Source organism: Burkholderia cenocepacia, assembly GCF_014211915.1.
Taxonomy (GTDB): Bacteria; Pseudomonadota; Gammaproteobacteria; order Burkholderiales; family Burkholderiaceae; genus Burkholderia; species Burkholderia orbicola.
This window is the reverse complement of the sequence record NZ_CP060040.1, coordinates 1,006,331-1,021,609: the sequence shown is the minus strand read 5'-3', so window position 1 is coordinate 1,021,609 and position 15,279 is coordinate 1,006,331. Positions and strand designations below refer to the sequence as shown.

General features: G+C 71.7%; 14 protein-coding genes. 6 read left to right on the top strand and 8 right to left on the bottom strand.

What is annotated here, in order from left to right; genetic code table 11:
- Nucleotides 1-132: 132 nt before the first annotated feature.
- On the bottom strand, nt 133-873 hold the full coding sequence (locus tag SY91_RS21105) for a GNAT family N-acetyltransferase (protein WP_124592103.1): 741 nt from the start codon (nt 871-873) through the stop codon (nt 133-135).
- Between the two features lie 211 nt (nt 874-1,084).
- Between SY91_RS21105 and SY91_RS21100 the strand changes: the two genes are divergently transcribed.
- Both SY91_RS21100 and SY91_RS21095 read left to right on the top strand, forming a co-directional pair.
- Entirely contained in the window at nt 1,085-2,293 is a 1,209-nt protein-coding gene (locus SY91_RS21100; protein ID WP_185921348.1) for a CynX/NimT family MFS transporter, read from the top strand.
- Nucleotides 2,294-2,334: 41 nt separating this feature from the next.
- Complete coding sequence (locus SY91_RS21095; RefSeq protein ID WP_185921347.1) at nt 2,335-2,811, top strand: DUF3331 domain-containing protein; 477 nt, start codon at nt 2,335-2,337, stop codon at nt 2,809-2,811.
- A gap of 24 nt (nt 2,812-2,835) precedes the next feature.
- Here SY91_RS21095 and SY91_RS21090 read toward each other — a convergent pair whose 3' ends face one another.
- Nucleotides 2,836-4,038 carry a GNAT family N-acetyltransferase gene (locus SY91_RS21090; RefSeq protein ID WP_185921346.1) on the bottom strand — a complete coding sequence of 401 codons (1,203 nt, stop codon included), beginning with the start codon at nt 4,036-4,038 and terminating at the stop codon, nt 2,836-2,838.
- Between the two features lie 195 nt (nt 4,039-4,233).
- Here SY91_RS21090 and SY91_RS21085 point away from each other — a divergent pair, with 195 nt between their 5' ends.
- The 4 genes from SY91_RS21085 (at nt 4,234) to SY91_RS21070 (ending at nt 9,698) form a co-directional block, all read left to right on the top strand.
- Nucleotides 4,234-5,781, top strand: coding sequence for a PLP-dependent aminotransferase family protein (locus SY91_RS21085; RefSeq protein WP_260632482.1), 1,548 nt, complete (start codon nt 4,234-4,236; stop codon nt 5,779-5,781).
- A gap of 230 nt (nt 5,782-6,011) precedes the next feature.
- Entirely contained in the window at nt 6,012-7,592 is a 1,581-nt protein-coding gene (locus SY91_RS21080; RefSeq protein ID WP_185921345.1) for a trypsin-like peptidase domain-containing protein, read from the top strand.
- Between the two features lie 228 nt (nt 7,593-7,820).
- Complete coding sequence (locus tag SY91_RS21075; RefSeq protein ID WP_023477073.1) at nt 7,821-9,032, top strand: MFS transporter; 1,212 nt, start codon at nt 7,821-7,823, stop codon at nt 9,030-9,032.
- A 126-nt stretch (nt 9,033-9,158) separates the two neighbouring features.
- Nucleotides 9,159-9,698 (top strand): DUF4303 domain-containing protein, encoded by a 540-nt coding sequence (locus SY91_RS21070; protein ID WP_043888111.1) that lies wholly within the window; start codon nt 9,159-9,161, stop codon nt 9,696-9,698.
- Nucleotides 9,699-9,754: 56 nt separating this feature from the next.
- Here SY91_RS21070 and SY91_RS21065 read toward each other — a convergent pair whose 3' ends face one another.
- From SY91_RS21065 to cobA, 6 genes are all read right to left on the bottom strand, one after another.
- Nucleotides 9,755-10,453 carry a fumarylacetoacetate hydrolase family protein gene (locus SY91_RS21065; protein ID WP_023477075.1) on the bottom strand — a complete coding sequence of 233 codons (699 nt, stop codon included), beginning with the start codon at nt 10,451-10,453 and terminating at the stop codon, nt 9,755-9,757.
- 117 nt (nt 10,454-10,570) lie between these two features.
- Nucleotides 10,571-11,512, bottom strand: a complete 942-nt coding sequence (locus SY91_RS21060) for a helix-turn-helix transcriptional regulator (RefSeq protein WP_006478924.1) — start codon at nt 11,510-11,512, stop codon at nt 10,571-10,573.
- An 88-nt stretch (nt 11,513-11,600) separates the two neighbouring features.
- The gene (locus SY91_RS21055; protein WP_006478925.1) at nt 11,601-12,200 is read right to left on the bottom strand and encodes a uracil-DNA glycosylase family protein; all 600 of its coding nucleotides are present in this window, start codon (nt 12,198-12,200) and stop codon (nt 11,601-11,603) included.
- Nucleotides 12,201-12,340: 140 nt separating this feature from the next.
- Nucleotides 12,341-13,393, bottom strand: coding sequence for a CmpA/NrtA family ABC transporter substrate-binding protein (locus SY91_RS21050; RefSeq protein WP_011547601.1), 1,053 nt, complete (start codon nt 13,391-13,393; stop codon nt 12,341-12,343).
- Nucleotides 13,394-13,398: 5 nt separating this feature from the next.
- Nucleotides 13,399-13,995, bottom strand: coding sequence for an ANTAR domain-containing response regulator (locus SY91_RS21045; protein ID WP_012339886.1), 597 nt, complete (start codon nt 13,993-13,995; stop codon nt 13,399-13,401).
- Nucleotides 13,996-14,115: 120 nt separating this feature from the next.
- Nucleotides 14,116-14,877: a uroporphyrinogen-III C-methyltransferase gene (cobA, locus tag SY91_RS21040; RefSeq protein ID WP_023477076.1), complete on the bottom strand. Its 762-nt coding sequence runs from the start codon at nt 14,875-14,877 to the stop codon at nt 14,116-14,118.
- Between the last annotated feature and the right edge of the window lie 402 nt (nt 14,878-15,279).

Sequence of the window (15,279 nt, the reverse complement as noted above, 5' to 3'; positions counted from 1 at the left end):
CGGAACGAATGGGGCGCCGAATTTGCTGCGACAGCGAAACAGCGAGTCAAATGAGACGCCGGGACGTTCGTCTCAGCGCAATGAGACGAATCGCGAGACGAACCGCAACGGGGGGCGTTGCTCGATCCGCGTTCAGGCGAGCACTTCGTCCACGGCAACCGCGGCGAGCGATGTGAATCCGGCGGCACGGTACAGCGGCTGGCCGGCTTCGGTCGAGATGAGCCATACGCGGCGCGCGCCGCGGTGCTGTGCGTGCGCGACGATCGCGGCGAGCAGTTGCGTCGCAAGGCCGCGACGCCGGTAGGCATCCGCCGTTCCGACGCGGTCGACGACGATATCGCGCGGCGACGCGAAGCCGTAGCGCGCGGTGGCCGCGATCTGCCCGTCGAGCCGGTGCGCGAACAGGAACGCGGCCGGATTCGGCTGGAACGGCGGGAAGGCGCCGCTGGCGTTGAACGCGTCGATCGCGTCAGGCGTGTCGCAGGCCAGCGAGAGCGCGAGCGCGCCGTCACCGGACAGCCCGTCGATATCCGCGGCCATGAAATGCTCGTCGGTCAGCCGGCGCGTCCTGCCGTGCAGCGCGGGCGGCAGCGGGGCCGCGCCGTAGCGCGTGATCCACGCGCCGACGGCAAACGGGCCGGCGGCGGACACGGGCGCCCCCTCGATCGTGAAATGTTCGAAAGGCCGGCCCATCGCGCCGTCGAACTGTACGACATGGCCGTCAGGGCCGTCGTGCAGCGGCGCGTCGCGCCGGTCGCGCGCGGCGCAGTATCCGGCGATGAAGGTGCGCACGGCCGCCTTGCGGCGGGGGAAATCCGTCCAGGCTTCGTCGAGCGGGAACAGCGTGGCCGGTGCAGGGGAGGCGGTCGACATAAGGAGGGGCGCGGCGTTGTCGGACGAAGCGGACAGCTTAGACCAGGATGCCGTCGCGTGTCGCGCCGGCCATTGTCACCATCGCCGAAACGGATCGTTGCGCCCGCTGCCCCTTTACTTGAAGTTAACTTCAATTTGTATCATGTGCGCCAGTCCGATTGCGGTCGCGTGAGACATCCCGTTGCACGCCGCCGCTTCAACGGAGGTGAAGATGACCGAATCGCCTGTCGCGGCCGATGCCGCCACGCTGCCGGCGCGCAGCTACCGGGCCGCCGTCGCGAACGTCGTGCTGGCGAGCATCGTGTCGGCGCTGCACGTCGGCAAGGCGACGATCGGCTTGCCGTCGCTCCAGCACGAGTTCGGCGGCTCGCTCGCGTCGCTGAGCGGGATCATGTCGGTGTTTCCGTTCGTCGGCGTGTTCGGCGGGATCGCCGCCGGCCTGCTGGTGCGGCGCTGGGGCGACCGGCGGCTGCTGGTGACGGGCCTCGTCATCCTCGGCCTGTCGAGCGTGGCCGGCGCCTGGGCCGGCAGCTTCGCGCTGTTGCTGGCCACGCGCTTCGCGGAAGGCCTCGGGTTCGTGATCGTGGTGGTCGCTGCGCCGGCCGTGCTGAACCGCGTGACGCCGCCCGAACGGCGCAATTTCGCGTTCGGCCTGTGGAGCACCTTCATGCCGGCCGGCATGGCGCTGTCGATGCTGGTCGGGCCGCTGCTCGGCGGCTGGCGCAACGGCTGGCTCGCGGCCGCGGCGCTGACGCTCGTCGCGGCGGCCGCGGTGCCGGTCACGACGTCGGCCGACGCGCCGTCGCGGCAGGCGACGACGCGCATCGGCCCCGCGCTGCGCGCCGTGCTCGCGTCGCGCTCGACCACGCTCCTCGCACTGGGCTTCGCGACCTACAACGTGCAGTTCTTCGCGGTGATGACGTTCCTGCCGGTGTTCCTGATGCAGCGCCTCAGCGTCGCGATCGGCGCGGCGGGGCTGATCAGCGCGGCGATCGTCGCCGCGTGCGTGATCGGCAACCTGACGGCTGGCTGGCTGCTGTCGCGCGGGGCGCGACCCGGGATCGTGATGGCGGCGACGTCGGTCGCGATCGGCGCGGCGGGCGCGGGCCTCTTCAGCGCCGCGACACCCGCGCCGCTCGCGGTCGCGCTCGGGTTCGCGTTTTCGGCGATGGCCGGGATGCTGCCCGCGACCATTCTCGCGTGCGCGCCGGGCTCCGCCCCGTCGCCGTCGCTGGCGCCGCTCAGCATCGGCTGGGTCGTGCAGGGCAACTATCTCGGCCAGGTGATCGGGCCGCTGACGATCGGCGCGATCGTCGGTGCGTTCGGCTGGTCGGGCGGCATCGGGCTGATGCTCGCGGCCGCCGCCGTCGGCGCGGCGATCGGCCTGTCCCTGCTGCGCGAACCGATGGGCCGGCGCTGAACGCGCCGGCGTCGTTCAACCTGCACGGAAATTCGTCAAGCATGCTCAACACCATGGAAAGCCCGATCTGCGAAGAAGACCTGTCGTGCGACGCGTTCGACGAAGACGACGCGATGCCGTCGCGCGGCGGCGTGGTCGCGCATCCGCTCGTGACGATCGGCCGTGCGCCGATTCCGGAGCACGCGACGGCCGCGGCATCGCCGTTGCGCCCGCAACTGTTCGTCACGGTGCTGGAGGCGGGCGACGACGCACTGCTGGTGCGCTGGGTCGAGAGCGGCCGGTGTCACTACGGCGAGCAGCGCTGGCGGCTGCGCGTCGCGTTGCGGCCCGGCCGCTGCGCGCTTTCCGGGCAGCCGATCGAGCCGGGCGAGCCGGTGTTCCGGCCGGTGCGGCGACCGGTGCCGGCCAACGGCGACGAGATGATCTGCCCGGCGTCGGTGCCGGGTAGGGGCGGTGCGGCGTGCGACGCCACGCCGGAGGACGGCGACGCACGCCATCCGGCCGATGTTCGCGGCTGAACGTCGGCCGGCGGCGGCGCGACGTTACTTCTTCAGATCGTGCCGGTACTGGATGAAACCGGCATTGTTCGCGAGCTTGTCGTACAGCGCCCGCGCGGTCGTGTTGGTCTCGTGCGTGAGCCAGTACACGCGGCTCGCACCGGCTTCGCGCGCCCGTTCGTACACGGCCTCGATCAGCGCGCCGCCCGCGCCTTGCCCGCGTGCGTCGGGCGCCGTGTACAGATCCTGCAAGTAGCAGTACGGCCCTTCGGTCCAGCACGAACGGTGGTAGATCGCATGGACGATCCCGACCAGCGCACCCGACGCGTCGAACGCGCCGAGCACGAACATCGGCTCGGCCGGGTCCATCAGGCGCGCCCAGGTCGTCGCGAACACCGCGTCGCTCAGCGCGGTGTCATAGAACTTCTGGTAACCCTGCCACAGCGGACGCCACGCGGCTTCGTCGGCGGCGACCAGCGGGCGCACCGTGACGCGCGTGGCGCCGTTCGCGCGTCCGGCGGCATCGCGCGCGCTGGCCTGCGCGTGGCGGATCGCGGTGAGCGACTGGCGTTGGTTGCCTTGCGCGTCGAAGTTCTCCGGTGCGAGCCATGCTTCGAACGCGGCGCGCACATCCGGCCATTCGCCGTCGACGATCGAGAACCACGCGGTATCGCGATTGCGGCCGCGGTAGATGATCGCCTGCCGGAACGTGCCTTCGTAGCGGAAGCCGAGGCGGGCAGCCGCCTTGCGCGACGGCGCGTTCAGGTCGTCGCACTTCCATTCGTAGCGCCGGTAGCCGAGCGTGTCGAACGCGTACTTCATCAGCAGGAACTGCGCTTCAGTCGACACCGGCGTGCGCTTGAGCAGCGGCGAGAACGTGACCGAGCCGACCTCGATCACGCCGTTGGCCGGATCGATGCGCATCAGCGCGAGCGTGCCGACCGCGCGGCCCGTGGCGCGGTCGATTACCGTGTAGTGCAGCGGATCGGTGCTCGCCTGCGCGCCGCGCGCGTAGTCGCGGTAGCCGGATTCGTCGGCGTACGGGCCGTGCGCGAGATAGGTCCAGTCGCTGCCGTCGGGCGCCTGTGCGTAGGCGGCATACAGATCGGCGGCGTGGCGCTCGGCGTCGAGCGGTTCGAGCCGGCAGTAGCGGCCTTCGAGCACGATGCGCGCCGGGCGCGGACGCGCGGACCAGTCGGGAACGGGGTGGCCGATGGGCTGCTGGAAAGCGTTGGTGAGCGTGGGCAAGGTCGATCTCGCTTCGGTTGGCGGCCGGCGACATGCCGGCATGCAGACGATCGTAGTCCCGCCGAGGTACCATGAGAAGCGCCAGTGAGCGGTAAATTTATGGTGCCACGGTCTGGGGCCGCCGGCCGCGCGCCGGTCACCGTGCGACGCTTACCCGTGCGTCACATTCCGACTTTTTCACGCTGCGATGTTCCGATGACGACTGCCTTTCCTGCCGGCGACGCACCGTTGCTGCCGCTCGATGCGCCGCTGGCGCGCACGCCCGGCGCACCGTCGCTCCAGCGCCAGTTGCTGCGCCGTGTGCGCGACGCGATTCTCGGCGGCGCGATGCCGGCCGGCACGCGGCTGCCCGGCACGCGCGCGCTGGCCGAAACGCTCGGCGTGTCGCGCAATACGACGGCCGCCGTGTACGAGCAGCTCGTCGCCGAAGGCTTCCTGCAATCGGATCGTCGCGGCACGCGGGTCGTCGGGCTGTCGCGGCCCACGCCGCCGCGCCGGCGTGCCGCGCCGCCGGCCGTCGCGCAGCGGCTCGGCCGGATTCGCCCGAGCCTCGTCGGCACCGGCGAATCGGAGGGCTTTCGTCCGGGCGTGCCGGCGCTGTCGCATTTCCCGGTGGACGCGTGGCGGCATGCGATCGACCGCGCGTTGCGTCGCGCCGGCCGCGAGCTGCTGGCGTACGGCGATCCGCTCGGCGAGCCCGCGTTGCGCGAATCGATCGCGCGCCACCTGGCCGTCACGCGCGGCGTGCGCTGCGATCCCGAGCAGATCGTGATCACCGAAGGCGCACAAGGGGCGATCGCACTGTGCGCGCAACTGCTGACGAATCCGGGCGATACGGTGTGGGTCGAGGAGCCCGGCTATCGCGGCGCGCGCACCGCGATGCAGGCGGCCGACCTCGACGTCGTGCCGATGCCGGTCGACGCCGAAGGGCTGCGCGCGGAACCGGACGACTGGCGCGAGCGGACGCCGCGCCTCGTCTACACGACGCCGTCGAACCAGTTCCCGACCGGCGCCGTGCTGTCGATCTCGCGTCGGCTCGCGCTGATCGACGCGGCGCGCCGCCATCGCGCGTGGATCATCGAGGACGACTACGACAGCGAATTCCGTCACACCGGCGAGCCGATCGGCGCGATGCACGGGCTGGCGCCCGATTCGCCGGTCGTCTATCTCGGCTCGTTCAGCAAGACGATGTTTCCGGCGCTGCGGATCGGTTTTCTCGTGCTGCCCGACGCGTTGCTGGCTGCCGTGCGGCCGGCGCTACCGGAGATGCTGCGCGGCGGGACGCGCCACGTGCAGCTCGCGCTGGCCGACTTTATCGAGACGGGCGAGTACGGCCGGCATCTCGGGCGGATGCGCCGGCTGTATCGCGACCGGCGGCGGTTGCTGCTCGCCGCGCTCGAGCGCAGCCTGAGCGTGCCGCACCAGGTCGAGGGCGGCCCGTGCGGGCTGCATCTCGCGCTGCGGTTGCCGGCGCGGTATCGCGATCGCGCGATCGTCGAAGCGGCGCGCGCGCATGGCATCGGGCCGTTTCCGCTGTCGGGTTTCGCGATTGATGCGGCGCGGGCCGGCAACGGGCTCGTGCTCGGTTTCGGCAATACGTCGGCCGATGCGTTCGAGCCGATGTTGCGGATGGTGTCGGCGATCGCGGAGCGGGTGGGCGCGGGGATGCGTGACGGGATGGTTTCGCGGTCGGCGTTGCGCAACAGGCTGACGATCGGCCGCGGATCGCGGCGATGGCGGTGATGCCGGCACGCGCACCGATGCGTGGTGGATATTCGGATTGACGAACCGCGCACTTTGTTCGAAACGAATGCCTTCGCGGTTCCGCCGCCACGACGCCTCCCGGCATACGGGTTTCGATTCGTATGTTCCGACCGGCACGTGGGCTATAAATGGAGGCGTGTACCGGTGCTTGTCGGGCGCCTGCGCGTCTCGCGCAGGGGGGCGTCGCGGCTGCCGGGGGAGGTGGCACCGTGGTTTGCCAGACGCTTGCTCGCGCCGTGCTTCGCACCGCGTTGATCGGGGGCGTGTTTGCCGGATGTTTGCCGCTGCCCGCCGCCGTTGCCGGCACCCTCGCGCCACACGCCGCCCCGCCGGCGATGAAGGCGCGGCCACCCGCCGCGCCTTACGCGATGCCGGTCGATTTCCCGGCAATCGTCGAACGTTACGGCCCGGCGGTCGTGACCATCCTGGCCGCCACACCCGATCCGCAAACCGGCGGGCCGGCCTTTGCCGCGCTCGATCCCGACGATCCGCTCGCCGCGTTCTTCCGGCACGGCGCGCCGCCGCCCGCGCAGGGGCCGCAGGCGCCGGCACCCGATACGGCGGCACCGCGTGCGGTGTCCGGCAGCGGTTCGGGCTTCATCGTCAGCGCCGATGGCCTGATCCTCACGTCCGCCCATGTGGTCGACGAGGCGACCGACGTGACGGTGCGGCTCACCGACCGCCGCGAATTCAAGGCGACGGTGCTGGCCGTCGATCCGCAAAGCGATGTCGCCGTGCTGCGCGTCGACGCGACGAAGCTGCCGTTCGTGCGCATCGGCGATTCGTCGAAAGTCCGCGCGGGCGAACCGGTGATGACGATCGGCGCGCCGGACGGATCGGGCAATACGGTCACGGCCGGCATCGTCAGCGCGACGTCGCGGCGGTTGCCCGACGGCAGCGCATTCCCGTTCTTCGAGACCGACATCGCGCCGAACCCGGACAACTCCGGCGGCCCCGTGTTCAATCGCGCGGGCGACGTGATCGGCATCGCGGTGCAGGTCTATCCGGGCGCCGACCGCTACGCGAGCACGACGTTCGCCATCCCGATCGCATTCGCGGCCAAGGTGCGTGCCCAGTTGCGCGCGCAACAGCAGGCGCAGATGCAGGCGCAGCAGGCTCAGGCGCCCGCGCCGGATGCGCCGTCGGGCAATGCGTTCGGCGTCGACGTGCAGGACGTCGGCGTCGGTCTGGCCGCGGCGTTCGGGCTGCCGCGTCCGGCAGGCGCGCTCGTCAACGGCGTCGCGCCCGGCTCGCCGGCCGCCGCGGCCGGCCTGAAGCCCGGCGACGTGATCGTGAAGATGGGCGGCAAGGCGATCGGCCGTTCGGCCGAACTGAACGACCTTGCCGCCGCGCTGCCGCCCGGCGGCAAGGCGCCGCTACGGGTGATCCGCAACCGTGCGCCGGTAACGCTGACGATCACCGGCGCCGACGACGCGGGCGGCGGTACGCCCGCGACGGTCGGCATGGCCGCGCCGAAGGCCGCCGCGCAGCCGGGGCCGGGCACCGGCGATGCAGGCGACCACGGCGATCGCCTCGGCCTGACGATGCACGCGCTGAGCGACGCCGAGCGCCGGTCGACGGGGCTCGCGGTCGGGATGATGGTGGACGCGGTGCACGGCCCGGCCGCGCGCGCCGGCATCCAGCCGGGCGACGTCGTGCTGGAACTCAACGACACGCTGCTCGAGACGCCGGACGACGTGCCGATGCTCGAAGCGAGCGGCGGCAACGTGATCGCCGTGCTGATCCAGCGCAACAACGCGCGGAAGTTCGTGTCGGTGCGCACGCGGTAGCGCGTTGACGCGGCGGTTGTCGTCCGCCTAACATCGTCGGGTACCGCGAGCGGTCCGCCACGTATTCAGGAGCCATTCGGCATGAAAACCACTTGCTTCATCGTAGTCGTCCACAGGCGCAGGGTCCGGTAGCGGCACCGCGCCGGCACCCATGCGCCCCCGACTCGTTCGGGGGCTTTTTTTTGTGTTGCGCAAGGCCGCGCGGCCCGTGCGCGGGAGGGCATCCGCTTGTCATCGAACCTGTCGACCACTTCCGACCCGGCGTCACCCCGGCACGCCACGCTGATCGTGCTGTGCGCGTTGTCCGTGCTGCCGTTGAGCCTGTTCCTGCCGTCGCTGCCGGCGATCGTGCGCGACCTGCATACCGACTATGCGCTCGTCGCGCTGTCGCTCGGCGGCTATGCGGCGGTGGCCGCGTCGCTCGAATGCGTGACGGGGCCGCTGTCCGACCGGTTCGGGCGCCGGCCGATCGTGCTGACGAGCGTCGCGCTGTTCGCGCTCGGTTCGCTCGGTTGCGCGATGGCGACCGATATCCACGTGTTTCTCGGCTGCCGGCTGATGCAGGCGGCGATCACGTCGGTCTATCCGGTGTCGATGGCGGCGATCCGCGACAGCGGCGGCGGGGCGCGCGCGGCGAGCCGGATCGGCTACGCGGCGATGGCGGCCGCGTTCGCCCCGATGCTCGGCCCGACGCTCGGCGGCGCGCTCGACGAGACGGTCGGCTGGCGCGCGAGCTTCTGGCTGCTGGCCGTAGTCGGCACCGCGCTGTTGGCCTGGTGCGTGCGCGATCTCGCCGAAACCCATACGCGCCGGCCGTCGAGCTTCGGGCAGCAGCTTCGCGCGTATCCGGCGCTGCTGCGTGCGCGCCGTTTCTGGGCCTATGCGCTGTGCATGGCGTTCTCGACGGGCGCGTTCTATGCGTTCCTGGCCGGCGCGCCGCTCGCCGCGACAACACTGTTCGGCATCCCGCCCGCGGAGATCGGCTTCTACATGGGGACGATCACGGCCGGTTTCGTCTGCGGCAGCTTTCTGGCCGCGCGGGTCGCGCGCCGCCATGCGCTGGCCGCGACGATCCTGTGCGGGCGGATCGTCGCGTGTGCGGGGCCATTGATCGGGCTTGCGCTGCTGTTCGGCGGCGTGACCCATGCGCTCGCGTGGTTCGGGCCGTGCGTGCTGGTCGGCGTCGGCAACGGTCTGAGCAATCCCGGCGCCCATGCGGGCGCGGTGTCGGTACGCCCGGAACTGGCGGGCAGCGCGTCGGGCTTGGCCGGCGCGATGACGATCGGCGGCGGCGCCGCGCTGTCGTCGCTGACGGGCGCGCTGCTGACCCCGCGTAACGCAGGCTACCTGCCGCTCGCGATGATGCTGCTGTCGGCGGCGATCGCGCTGGCGGCCGCCGGGTGCGGGCGGGCGTTCGACGGGCAGGACGCCGGACGGTGAGCGCGGGTGCGCCCCGGTACCGGCGTGCGGCGGAATGACGGACAATCCGCCGCATGCCGGGACACGACGCACGATCCGCGCGCCGCGTACCCCGACGAGCGCGCAGGGCGACTGGACGAGGATGCGATGAGCGACTTTTCTGATTTCCAGCGGGATATTGCCGATGCCGCGAGGGCGACCTTCAGGGCGCTGCGGGCGCTGCACCCGGACGAGCATTTCTATACGTTCGCGTTGTACACGGACAGCGGCGCGATGACGGTGGTGCCGGCCGCCAATTCGGTCGAGGGGCTGCGCCGGGTCCGCGCGCAGCAGGCGGTGGCGGACGACGATCCGTGGTTCGTGTGGGGCGTGGCCGAGTGGGCGTACGCGGCGGCCGAGGCCTCGCCGTTCAACGCGATCTGTGGCCGGCTGGCCGACGAGGTGCTGAGCCCGCAGTTCGTCCGGTCGCGCTTCGCGGAATTTTCCCGGCAACTGCACACCGACATGATCGAGGCCTTGCGGCTGCTCGATCGCGACGGCGTGTTCGGCACGGGCGACGACCGGGCGGCCATCACGCTGTTCGTGTCGATCAGCGACGACGACGCTGCCGAGGCGCTGGAAAACGCGTCGGCGAAAGCGCTGAATCCGCCGGCCGTCGCCGACGCGTTCCTGCGCCGCTACGACTGACCGGCAACGCGGTATCGCCTGAGCGGCCCGGGCAGGCGGCCGCCCTGCATGGCGCGTTACGGCTTCGCGCCGACCACGAATTCGAACGTCGCGACGCCGTCGACGCCGCCCGTCACGCGGTCGCCCGGCTGCAGCGCGCCGACGCCGGCCGGCGTGCCGGTGAAGATCAGGTCGCCGGCCTTCAGCTCGACCGACCGCGACACGTACGCGATGACGTCGGGCACGGCCCAGATCATGTCGGCCAGGTCGCCTTGCTGGCGCGTGTCGCCGTTGACCGCGAGCCAGATGCGGCCGGCGGCCGGATGGCTGGTGGCGGCCGCCGGGCGCAGCGCGGTCACGGGGCCCGACGCGTCGAAACCCTTCGCCCAGTCCCACGGCCGGCTCAGCTTCTTCGCTTCGGCCTGCAGGTCGCGGCGCGTGAGGTCGACGCCGACGCCGTAGCCCCATACATGCGACAGTGCGTCGGCCGGGTCGATCGACCGGCCGTCCTTGCCGATCGCGACGACCAGCTCGATTTCATGGTGGAGATCGTTCGTCAGCGGCGGATAGGCGATCGTGCCGCTGGCCGGCACGATCGCGTCGGCCGGCTTCGTGAAGAAGAACGGCGGTTCGCGCTCGGGGTCGGCGCCCATTTCGCGGGCGTGGTCGGCGTAGTTGCGGCCGACGCAGAAGACGCGGCGCACCGGAAAACGTGCGGACGACTGTTCGACTTCGACGGAAGGACGCTCGGCGGCGTCGATGACATAGGCGGACATCGGATGGGCCTCGTTCGGTAGGAAGACGGATGGCCGGCGCACCGGCCGGCATGCGTGCAACGATACCCGACGCGCGTGCGCCGGGATGCGACGCAACTGCGTTTTACCGGGACAAAACTACGCGTCGGCGGCCGCTTGCGTGTCGTCGGCGGCGGGCAATGCGGCGTTCGCGTCGCGGTACGCCTTCGGCGACACGCCGACCCGCGCGCGGAAGCGCCGCGCGAAATACCCTTCGTCGCGGAAGCCGACCGAGCGGGCGATGTCCGCGATGCGCCGGCTGGTGTGGGCCAGCAGCGACTGCGCGAGCGCGATCCGCCGATCGGTCACGAGATCGGTGAAGGTGCTGCCGGTTTCCTTGCGCACCAGGTGCGCGAGGTAGTTCGGCGACAGAAACGCAGCTTCGGCGGTCGCGGCGAGCGTCAGGTCCTCGCGGGTCAGGTTCGCCCGCACGTGGCGCAGCACGCGGGCCAGCGCGTCGCGCCGGCCGGCACGCTGGGCGCCGCGCTGCGCGAGCTTGTCGAGCGCGCCCGCGTACTGTGTGCAGACGAGCCCGATCAGCTGCAGCAGATAGCCGCGCAGCAGCGTGGTCGAGCCGAACGTACGCACGCGATCGGCATCGAGCATGCACAGCGCGAGGCGCCGCGCTTCGTCGTACGTATCGCCGGTCAGGATGAAATCGAGGTGCTCCTGGAAACGGAACGGCGTCAGCTCGGGGAAGCGGTGCGCGGGCACGTCCTCGAGATCGAGCGGATCGACGTCGAGATCGGCGCGCAGGAACGCCTGGCTGAAGTTGATCACGATGAAGTGCGCGCCTTCCGGATGCGGAATCAGGTGCTCGCGGTGCGGCAGCACGAACGCGAGCGCGCCGCGCGGAAACGGCCGCGTGACGCCGCCGATGCGCTGCTCGGTGTCGCCGCCGAGGTTGAACTGGATCTGGAAATACGCGTGCCGGTGCGGCTCGGTGATTGCCTGGCGCGACGCCTGGTCGCGGATGTAGAAGTCGAGCCGGTCGCTGCGTTCGGGCATCCCGTACAGGCGCGGCGGGGCGGTGGAGGGCATGAAGGATCGTGTTGTTCGTGACGCGGTTGAGCCGCGATGGTACAGCGAACCGGGCGCGACGGGGACGGGCGCGGCCCCGCGTCCCCGGTCAGCCTGCCGCGAGCGATGCGATCCGGCGCCGCAGCTCGGGCACGACCTCGGCGTCGAACCACGGATGGTGCTTGAACCATGCCTGGTTGCGCGGCGACGGATGCGGCAGCGGCAGGATCGCGGGGCCGTAGTCGCGCCAAGCCTGCACGGTGTCGGTCAGCGTCGCCTTGCGCGCGCCGCGCAGGAAATGCCGCTGCGCGTACTGGCCGATCAGCAGCGTGAGCCGGACCGACGGCAGTTCGGCCAGCAGCCGGTCCATCCACAGTGGCGCGCATTCGGGGCGCGGCGGGTTGTCGCCGCTCGCGCCGCGGCCCGGGTAGCAGAAGCCCATCGGCACGATCGCGAAGCGCGTCTCGTCGTAGAAGGTGTCGGCGTCGACGCCGAGCCAGCCGCGCAGCCGCTTGCCGCTCGCGTCGTCCCACGGAATGCCGCTGGCATGGACGCGTGCGCCCGGCGCTTGCCCGACGATCAGGATGCGTGCGTCGCGATGCGCGCGCACGACCGGGCGCGGGCCGAGCGGCAGGTCTGCTTCGCATGCACGGCACGCGCGGATTTCGGTGAGCAGCACGTCGAGCGGCGCGCGCGTTCGTTTCGGCATCGATTCGGAGCGGGGACGGAGTGGCAAGGCGGTGCCGTGCGAGCGGCATGGGCGGCACAGGCGGGCAGCGGCAAGGCCGCCGGCTCGGCGTGACCCCGGCGCGCACCGGCTGCACTGCGCGGTGCGCCTACGGCTACGCCCTACGCCTGCGACGGGCCCGCTGCGCCGCCTTCGGCGACCGCAGCATCATACAACGCGGTCTGCGCGATCGCCGCGGCGATGCCCGCGTCGTCGTGCGAGCCGTCGAGCATGCCCCAGCGCCGGTATTGCGACAGGAACCACAGGCCCTCGCGCGGATCGGGCCGGTTCACCGCGCCGCCGTCGTGAAAGCGGATCGGCAGCGGCGGCGTGGCGAACGGCCCCGCGCCGTAGTCGCCGAGCAGGCGCGGCGCGATCAGCCGGGCCGGCACGCCGAGCGCGTCGGGCGACGCGAGCCAGTCGGCCGCCTCGCGACGGTGCGCGGGGCTGTCGAGCCACGCGCACGCATCGACGAGCGTGCGGACCAGCGCACGCGCGGTGGCCGGATACAGCGCGACGAAATCGCGCCGCGTCGCGAGCACCTTCTCCGGATGATCGGGCCAGACCTCGCTCGTGACGGCGACGGTGCGGCCGGCGCCGCACGCTTCGGCCACCGCGTGCCACGGCTCGCCCGCGCAGAAGCCGTCGAGCTCGCCGCCCGCGAGCGCGGCGACCATTTCGGGCGGCGGGATCACGACGCTGCGCACGTCGCGCAGCGGATCGACGTCGTGCGACGCGAGCCACGCGTTCAGCCACATCGCGTGCGTGCCGGTCGGAAAGGTCTGCGCGAGCAGCGGCTTGCGGCCGAGCGTCGCGAACGCGGCGCGCACGTTGGCGGTTTCGCGGTACGCGTCGGCGAGGCCGCGCGACAGCGTGATCGCCTGGCCGTTACGGTTCAGCACCATCAGCGCGGCCATGTCGGCCTGCGGGCCGCCGATGCCGAGCTGCAGCCCGCAGACGAGCCCGTACAGCGCGTGCGCGGCATCGAGCTCGCCGCTGAGCAGCTTGTCGCGCACGGCCGCCCACGACGGCTGGCGACTCAATTCGAGCGTGAGGCCATGACGCGCGCCGAGGTTCAGGCGCTGCGCGACGATCAGCGGGGCCGCGTCGCTGAGCGCGACGAACCCGAGGCGAAGATGCGCGCGTTCCGGCGCGGCGGGAGGAGAGGTATGCATGGCACTCATGGCTGGGGTGACGCGTCGAGCAATTGTCGCGCGACGTCGACGATGCGCAGGCCCTGATCCATCGCGCGCTTGCGCAGCGCCGCATACGCATCGTGTTCGGAGAGCTTGCGCTGGTCCATCAGCACGCGTTTCGCACGGTCGATCAGCTTGCGTTCCGCGAGTTCGCGCTCGACGTCGGCCAGCCGGCGGCGCAGCGCATCGTCGTGCGAGAAGCGCGCGAGCGCGACTTCGAGAATCGGCGCGAGACGCTCGGCCGACAACCCTTCGACGAGATACGCACTGACACCCGCGCCGACCGCCGCGCGGATCAGTTCCTGGTCGGCGTCGTGGCTGAACATCAGCACGGGGCGCGGGGCGGTCGCATGCATGACGGCGAGCTGTTCGAGCGTGTCGCGCGACGGCGAATCGGTATCGATGATCACGACGTCGGGGCGTTGCTCCTCGACGGCCGCCGGCAGGCGCGCGGGCGTCGCGACGTCGTTCAGCATCTCGTAGCCGAGGCGCGCGAGCGCGTCGCCGAGTTCGCCGATCGGCTTGTCGGTGTCGGTGACGAGCAGCACGCGCAGGCGGGTGGGCAGGGCGGACGAACTCATGAGGCGGGCAACAGGGGCAGGGACGCGTCGATGCAGGGGGCGGACGATGCACGCAGGCCGCATGCGCGGCCGGAGGGGCAGGAACCGGGAAGCGGCCGAAGCCGTGCGATACCGCGCATGTCAGGCGGCTCGCGCAAGCGCCGCGCCGGTTGCCGTGCTCGCGCCTTGCGCGGCTGCTGCGCCGATCGCGCCGCCGACGAGGATCACGGCCGGGCTGCCCAGCCGCTCGGCTTCGATGCCGCGCGCGAGCGTGCCCAGCGTGCCGGTCCAGCGACGTTCGTCGGGCGTGCCGGCCCATTGCACGGCCGCCGCCGGCGTCGACGCGGGCAGCGCGGCGAGCAGGCCCGCCGCGATGCTGTCGACGCGGCTCATCCCCATGTAGATCGCGAGCGTCGTGCCGGTCGCCGCGAGCCGTGCCCAGTCGGGTTCGCCATGATCCTGGCGGTGCGCGGTGACGAACGTGACGCCCTGGCAGTGCTCGCGGTGCGTGAGCGAGATGCCGAGGCTCGCGGCGGCGGCGAATCCCGCCGAGATGCCGTTGACGATCTCGACCGGAATCGCGGCCGCGCGCAGCGTCGCGAGTTCCTCGCCAGCGCGCCCGAACAGCAGCGCGTCGCCGCCTTTCACGCGCACCACGTGCGCGCCGCGCAGCGCGTAGCGGCGCATCAGTTTCTCGATGAACGCCTGCGGCGTGGAGCGGCAGCCGCCGCGCTTGCCGACACGGATCACGCGCGCCCGCGGCGCGAGTTCGACGATGCCGGGCGCGACGAGATCGTCGAGCAGCAGCACGTCGGCGGCGGCCAGCGCCTTCACCGCCTTCAGCGTGAGGAGATCGGGATCGCCGGGGCCGGCGCCCAGCAGCGTGACTTTGCCTGTCGTCATGTCGTGTTCCTGTGCCGCATCGCATCGCTGCGGCGGTCTGATGTCGCGTTGTTGCTCGGCGGCGGAGGCGGTCGAAACGCACCGGCATCCGGCCGTGCCGTGCACGGAGGGACGCCGTTGTCCTGAAGGGCTCGCGGTGACGGGCGAGCAGGGTTTGCGGGGACTGCCCACCGGCGCCGTTGCCGGTGTGACGAAGGTTCAGCAATATCCGGGCCAACCGGCGCGACGACGCGGCCTGGGCGCGGCGCCGCGCACCGTGCGATGGCCGCGAGCGCGCATGTGCTCGCCACGCGCGCGCGGTCGCCATGCCGCATCGGTGTGCATCGTGCCCCGTCCGCGCGCACGCGATGCCGCACGACGACAGTGCTGCAGCGCACCACATCTGTGCCCCGGTGCATCGCG